This is a genomic window from Streptosporangium sp. NPDC003464 (assembly GCF_053588315.1).
On record NZ_JBSFPS010000297.1, the window covers coordinates 1 to 12212 of the forward strand.

A 12212-nucleotide genomic window follows, 5' to 3' on the forward strand; every position below is an offset into this window, starting at 1 on the left:
ATCCAGCCCTGCAGCCCACTCCCGCAGATCATCAGCAGTCGTCACAGAACGGCACGCTACCCCTAAGAATCACGAAATCAGGCTGTAGTACTAGATCCGGTCGGCTGGGACGCCGAGCGCGAGCAACTGCTCGGTCTGGATAGTGACGTCTTGTTCGCCGGTGCTACAGCGGGCGTAGCCGACACGTGCTCCGTTCACGCCCTCAAGTGCTCCGGATAGAGGGCCTTGACCGGAACGGTTCCCGGAACACCCCGACCTGGGGCGGTTGCCCGGGCGGCTGGTGTTCCGGTGGAGGATCGCGTTACGGAACACCCGCCGGACCTCCCACGCGAGATGCGACTGTCACCCAGCGCGGGGGACGGCGTTCTGCTCCCCGAGCTGTCTTGACCCCCAATGCAGCTGTGAGCTAGATCACGCTTGTGGTTGACCTCGGGTCAGGGCGGAAGCTCGGCGCAGCGGCGAGACGCCGCCCCGGACGTAACAACTTCGAAGGGCAAACCACCATGACGATCACCCGTTCCGATCAGGACAAGAGCACCCTGCCGGCAGCTGCGGCCGGGCAGGATCGCCCGGAGCTGCACAAGGCGATCGAGGAGATCGTCGAGTCCGGTTTCCTCGGGGTGTCGCTGCGCGTACACGATGAGCGGGGCGAGTGGGTCGGCAGCGCCGGGGTGGCCGAGCTGGGCGGGACTGCCAAGCCGCCAGTCAACGGGCATGCCCGGATCGGCAGCAACACCAAGACCTTCACCGCGACCCTGGTGCTGCAACTGGTGGCCGAGGGCAAGATCGAGCTGGACGCCTTGGCGGCCGACTACCTGCCCGAGTTCGGGCTGGACCGGCGGATCACGGTGCGGATGCTGTTGCAGCACACCAGCGGGCTGTTCAACTTCACCGGCGAGATGTACGACGATGGGACGATCGTGCACGGGATCCCCGTGCCCTACAGCACCACGGGCAAGGAATGGGTGGACAACCGGTTCCACGCCTACCGGCCCGAGGAACTGGTCCGTCTGGCGCTGTCCAAGCCGGCCCGGTTCGAGCCGGGCACGGGCTGGAGCTATGCCAACACCAACTACGTGCTGGCCCGGCTGCTGATCGAGAAGGTCACCGGCCGCTCGCTGGCCGAAGAGATGCAGCGGCTGATCCTGGGGCCGCTCGGGCTGTCGGGCACCGTGGTGCCGAACGCCTCGCCGGAGATTCCTGCGCCGCACGCCCACATCTACTACCGCTACGAGGAAGACGGCCAGCACAAGACGATCGACATCACCCGCTACAACCCCTCCTGGGTCTCCACCGGCGGTGACATGATCTCGACCACCCCGGACCTGCACACGTTCATCTCCGCGCTGGTAGGTGGCAAGCTCCTGCCGGCCGCACTGCTGGCCGAGATGTTCACCCCGCACGCCACGGGCATCCCGAACATGGACTACGGGCTGGGGGTGTTCGTCCAGAAAACCGACTGCGGCGGCACTGTGATCACCCACAACGGCGGCAACGTCGGCTCCGCGACGCTGATGTACAGCACGCCCGACGGCATCAAGACCCTGACCGCCGTACTGAACTGGGTGGACGACGCCGCCATGTCCATAGCGACAGCGTTCCCGAACGCTCAGCAAAAGCTCGTCAACAAGGTGTTCTGCGGCAAGCCGGCCGATCCGGCCCGGCCGGCGCACTGAACACCTGTGACCCGCACACCTCCAGAGGCGACCCCTTCCGGGTCATGCATCAGGGAGAACGTGAACCGGAGCCACATGCACGGCTGCGGTCCGCCTGGTCGCCGAGCTCGAGCACCAGGCAGAATTCTGCCGATGAACGGAGTCACGATCGGGCAGGCGGCGGCATTCGTCGGCGTCACCGTCAAGACGGTGCGCCACTACCACAAGCTCGGCCTGGTCAAGGAGCCGGAACGCGACAGCTCCGGCTACCGCAGGTACGGATCGGCCGAGCTGTTGCGGCTGGTGCAGATCCGGACGCTGGCCGCCGCCGGAGTGCCGCTGGCCGAAGTCGGGCCCCTGCTCGACGCCGACGCCGCCCAGTTCGCCGCCGCGCTCGCCGACGTCGAGCGGCAGCTCACCGAACGGATCGAGGAGCTGATCGCGCGCCGTGACATGCTGCACCGGCTCGCCGACGGAGACCGGGCCCTGCTGCCCGGCCGCGCAGTGGCGCTGCTGGAGCGGATGTCCGGCCTCGGCCTTCCCGCGGAGCAGGTGGCGGCCACCAGGGAGGGCTGGGTACTGGCCAGGGCCCTGGTTCCCGAGGGCTTCGACGACTTCCTCACCCATGTCGAGCACGCACTCGACGACCCCTGCTTCGTCGCACTGAGCAAGCAGGCCACCGAAGCCACGGCATGGGAGCCGGACGACCCACGCCTGGCCGAACTCGCTACCGCCATTGCCGACCACCTCCTCGCCAACCCCGCACACCTGAAGATCGTGACCGGCCTGCAAGCTCGCACCGATGCCGCGGCCCGGTACCACCTGATCGCTCACCACGGCGAACAGCAGGGATCGGCCACGGCCCAGGGGGTCGCGATCGTCGAGGCCAAGCTCCGCGCGGCGGGCATCCATATCCCCAGACCAGACACCCACTGACCGGCCGGGATCTGCCCGCAGACACCGTTGGAGCGGCTCATCCCACGCCGGGGGCATCGCCTCAGCCAACCACGCGTCCTTCGAAGGAGCGGCCAAAAGGACAGGATCGCGCAGCCGCGCCGACAGCCCCGTAGAGGACCACACCGACCAGGTCGCCGGGGGGTAGACGCGGGAGCCCGCACGCCCCGGCTCGCCGAGATCGCCGATCGCGATCGGGACGTGCTGCTCCTGGTCGCCTGGGCGGAGCTGACCTTCGAGGAAGCGGGCAGCGCGCTCGGCATCCCGGCCGGAACGGCCCGCTCACGACTGCACCGGGCCCGCAGCCAAAAAATGCAAGCCGCATTGGAAAGGGACGGACCATGAACGACCTCGAGAAGCTGCGCGAGACCTGGGCGCGCCCAGCGCCGCCGACCCCCGACGCCCAAGCCGCAGCTCGGGCGGCTCTTGTGGCCCGTGCCAGCCGTCCTCGCTCCAGGCGCGGATGGGCGATCCGGGCGCTGGCGGTGGCCGCCGCCGTGATCATTGCGACCGGGGTGAGCGTGCTCCAGGGAGAGCGAACGCAGCCCGCCGCCAACGCTCAGGTGGTGCTGACCCGGATCGCGGCGGCCGTACAGGAGAAGGAGTACCACGGCGGGCACCTCACCGGCGCGCAGCGCCTGCTGGAGGGCTTGGGCAGGCGCATGCCGGAGAACCAGTCGTGGGCGGTCGGCGCCCTGCTGCCGGGCCGCCGGTACGCCCGCGCGCGCCGGGACCTCGGGCTCTCCTGACCGAGCCGTCGTACGGCGTGGCCGCCGAACCGCGCGCACGCGGGCACACGACGCCGCGGAACTCGCCAGAGTCATGGGCACCACCGCCGAGCAGTGCGCGCGCCCGAGTGGCCGAACTCATCCCAGCCCCGAGGCTGGTGCCGCGCCCGCAGAGCCGCCCCGGACCAGGCGGAGGGCGAGTACTGGACGCGGGAGCTCGGCGACGGCCTCATCGCGGCGCGCGTTGGCCCGGCTTTCCGATCTGGGCCTACACTCGGTGCGTGTCCCGCAGAGAAGAGATCACCGACGTGGCGATCGCCGTCCTCGCCGCGGAGGGCATGCGCGGTCTGACCCATCGCACCGTCGACAGGGCGGCCGGGCTGCCCGAAGGCTCGACGTCGTACTACTTCAGGACGCGCCAGGCGCTGCTGCAGGCCACGGTGCACCGGCTCGCGGAAGGCACCGCCGCCGACCTGGCGGCGCTGAAAGCCGCCGCGGGCTCCGATCTCGAAGGCCTGGTTGAGGCGGTGGTGACCGTGGTCGGGCAGTGGCTCACCACCGGCCGCGATCGCCAGCTCGCTCGATACGAGCTGTCGCTCGAGGCGGTCAGGCGGCCTGAGCTGCATCGCGTCCTCATGGCGAGCGGCGACCACCTGCGCGAGATGATCACCGAACTGCTGGCCTCCGCCAGGGTGCCCGAGGCCCACCGGCACGCCGTCGACCTCATCGCCTTCCTCGACGGGGTGGTCTTCGACCGTCTCGTCGGCATGGGAGCGCGCGCCGACGCTCCCGACCTGCGTGCCACGATCCGCATGCTGCTGGCCGTCGCCACCCGATCCTGAGGCCCGGACGGTCCTGCGGTGGGCCGGTTGCCCCAGCGGCCCTCTACTGTCGTAGAGTCTCTACATCCGTAGAGGACGCATGAAGGAGCTGCCCATGTCCGAGGCTTCATTCACCCCTGTCACCTTTCCCACCGAACGCCCTTCCCCCTTCGACCCTCCCGAGATGCTCGGTCGCTGGCGGGAGGAGGCGCCCGTACGCCCTCTCCACTATCCCGACGGCCATCAGGGCTGGTTGGTGACCGGCTTCTCGGCGGCCAAGGCGGTGCTGACGGACTCACGCTTCAGCAGCCTGCTGCAGAACCTGCACTGGCCGATCCGCTGGGAGGGGCTAGAGCCGGAGAACTTCGTCCAGCCGCCCGGCTTCTTCATGCAGATGGATCCGCCCGATCACTCCCGCTTCAGGAAGCAGTTGGCCGCGCAGTTCACCGTTCGCAGGATGCGGCAGCTGGAGCCGCGGATCGAACAGATCACCGAGGAGGTGCTGAACGCCATGGAGCAGGGCGGAGCACCCGCGGACCTGATCCAGGAGTTCGCCCTTCCGGTCCCCTCGCTGGTGATCTGCGAGCTGCTCGGTGTGCCGTACGCCGACAGGGAGCGCTTCCAGCGCGACTCCGCGACCGCGCTGAGGGTCGGGTCGACCAGGGAGGAGGTCGGCGCGGCGACGGCGTCGATGATGGGCTACCTGTACGAACTGGTCGCAAGGAAACGGGCGGAACCAGCTGACGACCTGCTCAGCGGCCTCGTAACCGGCGACGACCTCTCTCATGAGGAGATCGCGGGGGCGGGACTGCTGCTCCTGGTCGCCGGGCACGAGACCACGGCCAACATGCTCGGACTCGGCACCTTCGCCCTGCTGAGCGACCCAGGACAGCTCGCGACCCTGCGGGCGGAGCCGCCACTGATCGAAGGAGCCGTCGAGGAACTGCTCCGCTACCTGGCCGTCACGCACCTCGGGCCGCTCAGGGCCGCTCTCGAAGACGTCGAGATCGCCGGTCAGACGATCAGGAAGGGGCAGGTGGTCACGATCTCGGTGCCGGCGGCCAACCGCGACCCCGAACGGTTCGCCGACCCGGAGACCTTCGACGTCACCCGTCCCCCGACCGTGGGCCATCTGACCTTCGGGCACGGCATCCACCAGTGCCTCGGTCAGCAGCTCGCTAGGATCGAGATGCGTGTGGCCTTCCCCGCGCTGTTCCGGCGCTTTCCCGGGCTGCGCCTGGCGGTTCCGTCCGAGGAGGTTCCGATGCGTACGGACATGAGCATCTACGGCGCGCACCGGCTGCCGGTCACCTGGTAGCCCCGCTCGCCCGAACCGGGCGGGAACGATGCCCTCGGCCCTCCGCGGGCACGTGCCACCACACGCCAAGCAGCTGTCGGTAACCGGCAACTCCCGCCGTCGCGGATGGGGACAGCACGTTCAGCGACGCGGGCCGGTCGTCGGTGGAGAGCCTGCCGCTGGGTGTTCTGCTTGTCGGCGCTGACTCGGTGGGATCACCTCATTCCCCGCGAATCGCACCTGCCAGACGGTGAATGTCGGTCCTGTGTGCGAGACTTCCCACCTCTTGGCCGGGCACCGTCTGCCGTCCGGCAGCGCTTCGTCGGGAGTGGCGTCATGTCGTCGTGCGTGTTCGAGGACTCGTCGTTCGACGAGCGTGTGCTACCGGTCATTCTCGCCGTGCACAGCGGCACGCCGTCCGAGGACGAGCTGGAAGGCGCCGCGCTCATCGAGTACGACCCGTCGCCGGCGGCGCTGGAGAGCACCGCGCGGTGGATGAGAATCCGGGACGACCTCACTGCGGAGGCTTTCACCCCGACCGAGATCCTGCGGGTCTTCCTCCGCGCCGTCTCCCTCGCATACGACATGCCGGGGCCGACGCCGGAGATGCTCGCCTGGATGTTCGCCGAGGTATCAGGCACCGAGGTCCCCCACGAGGTCTGCGAACACCTGATCGCCCTCGGCGAGGCTCCCGTTCCGCCGGGAGCCCGACGGTGGCATCTGGACCAGGCAGGTGCGATCGCGGCGGCCCGCTTGGCCTGCGCCGGTGATCTCGATCCGCGTTTCGGCCGGCTGCTGGACATCCGCACACCGGCTGTCACCGCCGCGCGTACGAGGTTGATCCATCAGGCCCCCGGAAGCGACGGCATGCAGGGGCTCATCACGGAGGAGTCGCGCGGCACGCCGCGTCCGCTCCTTCCGCGCCCGACCCCCGCTGCTCAAGAGGCGCTCCGATACCTGCGGGACAAGCGCGCGGAGGAACGCCGCGCCGCGGACCTGGGCCCCCTCGCCGAACGTGCGTGGGAGCGCGCCATCTTCGTGGAGGCGCCGGAACTGAGATCCATGGCGGCGTGGGAGGCGGTCGGTGAGCGGCGCCGGGAGCAGATCGCCGGCGCCGTCGTCACCGCCTTGGGCCCGGAGTTCTTCTTGATCGGACTGCGCTCGTTCGGCGGCTCGCCGATCGCGGTGCTGTCGCGCCAGGGCGTACGGTTCTGCCTCGTGCCCGGCGGCGTCGATGTCGGCCTCTCGCCTGAGGAGGAGGCCGAGATCCGCCACGCCGCCGACCAGCGCGAGGAGTGGGAGGAGGACTACACGTTCCTCGACGAGCTGGACCTGATGAGGCCGCTGACACACGTGGAGGTGGGCCCGATGGTCGCCGCGCAGGCGCCGAGTCCGCCACTACCACCGCACGAGGTGTCCGACGAACTGGAGAGGTCGCCGCTACGGTTGCCCTCCGAAAGCCGAGTGGGAGTACCTCGCACGCGGCGGTCTCGTCCATCAACTCACCTACCACGGTTCCGGCGTCCCCGACAGCGACGAATGGTTCAAGGCGACCGAGGCGCTCGGCGTCGACAGCGCGAACATGTTCGGACTGTACGGGTTCGGCTTCCAGCCTGAGCCCACTGGATGACTTCCACGTCCGCCGAGGCCTGGGCAAGGCCGACGTCGCCCGCGAAGACCTGCCCAAAATCGCACCCCGCGCCCTGGAGGAGCGCGCCCGCATCTGTTGGCTGCGCGCCGTGGAGGCGCATCTGTCCCCCCGGGCCGGTGCATAGCGCTGATCCCGTACTACGCCGGCGCCCGCATCAGCGAAGTCGTTCGCCTCGACGTCGACGACATCCAGATGTCGGCCCGCAAGGGCCGGCTGCGCCTGTATGGCAAGGGCGGCAAGTTCCGCGAGGTCGACATCCACCCCAAACTCCGCACCGAACTACAGCTCTGGCTCGACGAACGCCCCAACTGGCCCCACGCGGGCGACAGCCGGGCCCTGTTCCTCAACGCCAAGGGCGGGCGGCTGACCGCCCGCGCTGCGGGCGGCATCATCGCCGAGATCGCCCAGACAGCCGGGCTGGACGATCCCATCACGGCGCACGTCCTGCGCCACACGCTCGCCACCACGCTGGTCCGCGGCAAGACCGACCTGGTCTTGGTCGCAGAGATTCTTGGCCACGCCCGCCTGGAGACCACCCGCCGATACAGCTTGCCGTCCGACAAGGACAAGGAAGACGCCCTCAAATTGATCACAGTTGACCGCTGACTGCATGCCTGCCTGCGGAAACGGGCGTCAAGATCGACTCATGGCCGGTTTTACCCGTATCTCGGCTGGACCCGTGCTGTCGGCCGACCTCGGCCGCCCGTGACCCTGAGGTCCGGGGCGAAGAGTCACCGCTTCCGAGCCGAGATGATCATGTGGGTGCCCAGGAACCTCGTCGTCCACGTGACCGACTCGAAGCCGACCCGGCGGAGGATCGCGGAGACCTCGCGCGGCGTCATGAAGCCGAGCGTGGACTCCTGCAGGTAGGCGTACGACTGCCGGTCGCGGGCGACCACCTGGCCGAGCAGGGGGATCACGATCCGGACGCCCAGCTCCACCAGGTGGCGGAGCGGTCCGCGCGGCGGGCAGGTCTCCAGCATGACGACCCGGCCGCCGGGTTTGAGCACCCGGTACTGCTCGTGGAGCACGCGCTCGACGTCCTCTACGTTGCGCAGGAGATAGCCGTGGGTGACGGCGTCGAAGGACGCGTCGCCGAAGGGCAGGTCGTTGGCGTCCGCCTGCTGCCAGAGGACGGCGGAGGCCCCGGGTTTCGCCGCGGCGGCGGCCAGCATGCGCTCGGAGAAGTCGACGGCGTGGACGGTCGAGTCCGGATAGGTCTTCCGGGCGGCGAGGGCGATGACGCCGGTCCCCGTGGCGATGTCGAGCATGCTGCCGCCTGGCGGGACTCTCGCCCCCGCCGCGACCTCCCGGCACCAGGCGGCGTGTCGCCCCAGGGTCATGAGGCGGTTCATCAGGTCGTAGTAGCCGGTGATCCTGTCGAACGTGCGCCGGATCTCCTCGCCTTTGGCCTGTGCTGACATCTGTGCGGCTCCTCGGTCATGGAACGGATCGCGCCACCAGGGCCATGGCCTGCCGCATGGCGTGGCGTACCTCGTCGGGGCTGTCGCCGCGCCGCAGGGCGGTGAGCGCAGCGGCGCTGACCGCGCCCACCATCGCGCCGACCAGGGCGGACGCGGTGATCGTGTCGAGCGTGCCGGGGAAGGCCCGCTCCAGGGCGCGAGCCAGCTCGGTCTGCGCGGCGAGGTAGCGCTGGAGCAGCCGGGCCTGGAGCGCCGGCACCGAGGCGGTCAGCCGGGCGCGGAGCGCGGCGAGCCCGCTGGGCAGGTCGCTGTCCCAGGTGTGGGCGATCATCTCGTCCATCGCCCGCGTCAGCAGGTCGGCCAGCCGTTCCTCGGGACGGCGCTCGTCGATCGCCCGCAGCGCCAGGTCGACGCGTACGTCGGCGTTGGCGAGCAGGACGTCCTCCTTCGCCTGGAAGTGGAGGAAGAAGGTGCGCGGGGACACGTCGGCGGCGTCGGCGATCTCGGCCACGGTCACCTGGTCGTAGCCCTTCTCCTCGAACAGCCGCAGCGCCGCCTCGACCAGCGCCTGCCTTGTGCGCTGCTTCTTGCGCTCGCGCAGTCCTTGCTTCTCCGCCACGTACGACAGCCTATTGCACCCTCTGAATTGGTGCATACTGTGAATCGATGCATAAACTGTAGCGACTTGGAGGTCGTCCATGGGAAGTCTGGACGGACGCGTCGTCCTCATCACCGGAGCGGGACGCGGCATCGGACGTGAGGAGGCGCTGTTCTTCGCCGCCGAAGGCGCCAAGGTCGTGGTCAACGACCCCGGCGTCGCGATCGACGGCACGGGCGGGGACGCAGGAGTGGCCGCGAAGGTCGTCGAGGAGATCACGGCACGAGGCGGTGAGGCCGTGGCCAGCGCCGACAGCGTCGCCGACTGGGACGGCGCCCGCCGGATGGTGGAGACCGCCCTGGAGTCCTTCGGCGACCTGCACGTCGTGGTCAACAACGCGACGATCGAGCGGAACAGGGGCCTGGTCGACCTGCCGGAGGAGGACTTCGACGACGTCGTGGCCGTCAAGCTCAAGGGCACCTTCGCGGTGACCCGCTGGGCGGCCCGCCACTGGCGCGACCGGTACGAGGCCGGGGACCGCACCGACCGCGCCGTGGTCAACACCTCCTCCGGATCCGGCCTGCTCAACCCGCTGCCCGCGCAGTCCTCGTACGCGGCGGGCAACGCCGGGGTCGCGGCGCTGACCGTCGTCGCCGCCCTCGAACTCGGCCGGTACGGCGTCCGCGTCAACTGCCTGTCGCCCTCGATGGCCCGTACCCGGCTCACCCTCGCCGTTCCCGGCATGAGCGAGGAGCCTCCGGCGGCCGGGTTCGACCCGCTGCACCCGGCCGCCTGCGCGCCCGTGGCCGCGTACCTGGCCGGCGCGGCCTGCCCGCTCACCGGCCAGGTCCTGTCGGTGCGGGGCGGGACGGTCGCGGTCAACCACGGCTGGTCCCTCGGCGGCCACATCCGCAAGGACGGGCCGTGGACCGTCGCGGAACTGGCCGAGCGGGCGCGCGAGCTGCCGACGGACGACCCGTTCGACAAGCTCGCCCACGCCCTGGCCGGCGCGCTCGGCGACGTCGGACGCGACCGGCTCCAAGAGATGATCAATGCCCTGCTGGACCAGGGGGCCCGGCCCAGCGCCGCGCCCGCCTGACCCGGCCGTGCCACGCACAGATCCCCGAACCGCAGACACTCACGAAAGGCGACCCACCATGTCGTCCACTTGGATCACCCGGCCCGAGACGCCGCAGGACATCCCGCGGATCCGCGAGGTCGCGCTCGGCGCGTTCCCGACCTCGCTGGAGGCCGACCTCATCGAGGCGCTGCGCGCCGATCCGGCCTGGTACCCCGATCTGTCCATCGTCGCCGAGACCCCGGACGGGACGGTGGCCGGGTACGCGCTGTTCACCCGCTGCCACGTCGGCGACGCGCCGGCCCTGGCCCTGGGCCCGTGCGCGGTCCTGCCCGACCACCAGAAGCAGGGGGCCGGCTCGGCCGCCATCCGGGCCGGGCTCCCGGCCGCGCGCGACAAGGGCGAGAACCTCGTGCTCGTGCTCGGCCACGCCACCTACTACCCGCGGTTCGGCTTCGTCCGGGCCTCGACCTACGGGATCCGTCCCGGCTTCGAGGTCCCGGACGAGGCGATGATGGCGCTCGTCTTCGACGAGACCGTCCCCGTGCCCTCGGGCACGATCGTCTATCCGGCACCGTTCGGCGTCTGACGCGCGTCCGGCCCGCCCGTCGGGCGGGCCAACCCCTCGCGGTAGGACGGGTAGGCGGGCATCCAGCCCAACTCGCTCCGGGCCAGGCCGGTGCTCAGCCGCAGCCGCGTCCCCACCATGAGGGCGTGCATGTACGGCGTGCCGCGCAGCAGCCACCCCGGCACCGTCAGCGGGACGGGCCCACCGGCCGCTCGCGCCAGCCCCCTGACGTACTCGTCGAAACCGACCGGATGGTCGTCGGCGACGTTGTAGGCCCGGCCCGGCCTGCCGCGTTCCAGCGCCGCGACCGTGGCGGCGGCCGCATCCTCGACGTGGACCAGCGAGACCACGCTCGCCGGACGGGGGACGGGCAGCAGCCGCTTCCTCGCCAGGTCCAGCAGCTTGGCGGTGGTCGGCTCCGGGCCGTAGAACATGCCGTAGCGCAGGGAGATGCCGCCGATCGCGAAGACCTGCTCCTCGTTGGCGCGCATCGAGCGCATGTGCGGATCGAAGGCGCCCTGGCCGGGCTCGGCGAAGGGGCGGTCCTCGGTCACCGGGGCCTCGCCGTGGTCGCGGTAGCCGTACCCGAGGAAGAACGACTGAGTGACGAACCTGCGGGCCCCGACCAGGGCGGCGGCCGCGACGAGGTGCGCGGTGCCGCGCTCGCGGAGGGCGTCGGTGGCGTACAGGGCCCGGTGGAAGAGCGGCAGGCCGGTGATCGCGGTGGCCTGGTGCACGACGGCGTCCGCGCGCAGGCCGTCGAGCGCCTTCAGGAGCACGTCCCGGTCCATCACGTCCGCGACGACGGCGGTGGCGCCCGCCTCGGCGAGCCGCCGGGCGCCGGCGGCGGATCTCGTGATCCCGCACACCTCATGACCGGCGGCGAGCAGCCCGCGTACGAGGACCGAGCCCAGGGTGCCGGTCGCGCCGGCGAGCAGCACGTTCACGCCCGCACCTCCTGACGCGCCCGGCGTACGGACAGCACGCGCAGCCTGGCCGCCAGCCCGGCCGCCCCCACCAGGGAGAACGCCAGCAGCAGCCAGGGGTCGGAGGCGCGGCCGCCGAGGTCGAGGTCGGTCGCGTGGTTGACCGCGTGGAAGGTGTTGGTGAACACGAACCCCGCCAGCACCAGGGTGACGACGTCACGCCACCGCAGTGCGCACGCCAGCATCAGCCCGATGCCGATCTGGAACACCCCGGCGTCGTGCAGGAAGTGCACGTGGTTCGGCCAGCCGGCCCAGGCGGCGAAGCCTGCCGGGTCGACCCGCGCCCACACGCCGGTGACCAGCATCGACGCCGCGGCCAGAACGAGGGCCGTCCTGATGAGGATGCTCACGTCAGACCTCGCCGCTCTCGCGGGGCCGGCGAGCCGCCAGCAGGGCCAGCACGCCGATGGCCAGGACGGGCCAGCCCCCCGTGACGGGGAAGTACAGGACGC

The 12212-nt window shown here is 70.5% G+C and carries 14 protein-coding genes; 10 read left to right on the forward strand and 4 right to left on the reverse strand.

Going from position 1 to position 12212, the window contains the following annotated elements; genetic code table 11:
• Window positions 1–503: 503 nt before the first annotated feature.
• The 8 genes from ACWDS7_RS40985 to ACWDS7_RS41020 all read left to right on the forward strand — a co-directional run bounded on the left by ACWDS7_RS40985 (window position 504) and on the right by ACWDS7_RS41020 (window position 7712).
• Entirely contained in the window at window positions 504–1676 is a 1173-nt protein-coding gene (locus tag ACWDS7_RS40985; RefSeq protein ID WP_451933673.1) for a serine hydrolase domain-containing protein, read from the forward strand.
• A 132-nt stretch (window positions 1677–1808) separates the two neighbouring features.
• Window positions 1809–2591, forward strand: coding sequence for a MerR family transcriptional regulator (locus ACWDS7_RS40990; protein ID WP_451933674.1), 783 nt, complete (start codon window positions 1809–1811; stop codon window positions 2589–2591).
• Window positions 2592–2618: 27 nt separating this feature from the next.
• Window positions 2619–2954, forward strand: coding sequence for an RNA polymerase sigma factor (locus tag ACWDS7_RS40995; RefSeq protein ID WP_451933675.1), 336 nt, complete (start codon window positions 2619–2621; stop codon window positions 2952–2954).
• Complete coding sequence (locus tag ACWDS7_RS41000; protein ID WP_451933676.1) at window positions 2951–3358, forward strand: hypothetical protein; 408 nt, start codon at window positions 2951–2953, stop codon at window positions 3356–3358. Before ACWDS7_RS40995 ends, ACWDS7_RS41000 begins: the two co-directional genes overlap by 4 nt.
• Before the next feature lie 260 nt (window positions 3359–3618).
• Entirely contained in the window at window positions 3619–4179 is a 561-nt protein-coding gene (locus ACWDS7_RS41005) for a TetR/AcrR family transcriptional regulator (protein WP_451933677.1), read from the forward strand.
• Between the two features lie 94 nt (window positions 4180–4273).
• Window positions 4274–5476, forward strand: coding sequence for a cytochrome P450 (locus tag ACWDS7_RS41010; protein WP_451933678.1), 1203 nt, complete (start codon window positions 4274–4276; stop codon window positions 5474–5476).
• Window positions 5477–5791: 315 nt separating this feature from the next.
• Window positions 5792–7072 carry a hypothetical protein gene (locus ACWDS7_RS41015; protein WP_451933679.1) on the forward strand — a complete coding sequence of 427 codons (1281 nt, stop codon included), beginning with the start codon at window positions 5792–5794 and terminating at the stop codon, window positions 7070–7072.
• A 109-nt stretch (window positions 7073–7181) separates the two neighbouring features.
• Window positions 7182–7712, forward strand: coding sequence for a tyrosine-type recombinase/integrase (locus ACWDS7_RS41020; RefSeq protein WP_451933680.1), 531 nt, complete (start codon window positions 7182–7184; stop codon window positions 7710–7712).
• 125 nt (window positions 7713–7837) lie between these two features.
• On the opposite strand, the gene ACWDS7_RS41025 is transcribed toward ACWDS7_RS41020, so the two are convergent.
• Together ACWDS7_RS41025 and ACWDS7_RS41030 are read right to left on the reverse strand one after the other, a co-directional pair.
• A complete protein-coding gene (locus tag ACWDS7_RS41025) occupies window positions 7838–8530 on the reverse strand; it encodes a ubiquinone/menaquinone biosynthesis methyltransferase (protein WP_451933681.1) in 693 nt (230 codons plus the stop codon).
• A 16-nt stretch (window positions 8531–8546) separates the two neighbouring features.
• Entirely contained in the window at window positions 8547–9149 is a 603-nt protein-coding gene (locus tag ACWDS7_RS41030) for a TetR/AcrR family transcriptional regulator (RefSeq protein WP_451933682.1), read from the reverse strand.
• 79 nt (window positions 9150–9228) lie between these two features.
• Between ACWDS7_RS41030 and ACWDS7_RS41035 the strand changes: the two genes are divergently transcribed.
• The gene (locus ACWDS7_RS41035) at window positions 9229–10227 is read left to right on the forward strand and encodes an SDR family NAD(P)-dependent oxidoreductase (protein ID WP_451933683.1); all 999 of its coding nucleotides are present in this window, start codon (window positions 9229–9231) and stop codon (window positions 10225–10227) included.
• A 58-nt stretch (window positions 10228–10285) separates the two neighbouring features.
• Window positions 10286–10795, forward strand: coding sequence for a GNAT family N-acetyltransferase (locus ACWDS7_RS41040; protein WP_451933684.1), 510 nt, complete (start codon window positions 10286–10288; stop codon window positions 10793–10795).
• Here ACWDS7_RS41040 and ACWDS7_RS41045 read toward each other — a convergent pair.
• Window positions 10771–11721, reverse strand: coding sequence for an NAD-dependent epimerase/dehydratase family protein (locus ACWDS7_RS41045; protein WP_451933685.1), 951 nt, complete (start codon window positions 11719–11721; stop codon window positions 10771–10773). The genes ACWDS7_RS41040 and ACWDS7_RS41045 overlap by 25 nt on opposite strands.
• Complete coding sequence (locus ACWDS7_RS41050) at window positions 11718–12110, reverse strand: hypothetical protein (RefSeq protein WP_451933686.1); 393 nt, start codon at window positions 12108–12110, stop codon at window positions 11718–11720. The genes ACWDS7_RS41045 and ACWDS7_RS41050 overlap by 4 nt, the downstream gene beginning before the upstream one ends.
• Window positions 12111–12212 lie beyond the last annotated feature (102 nt).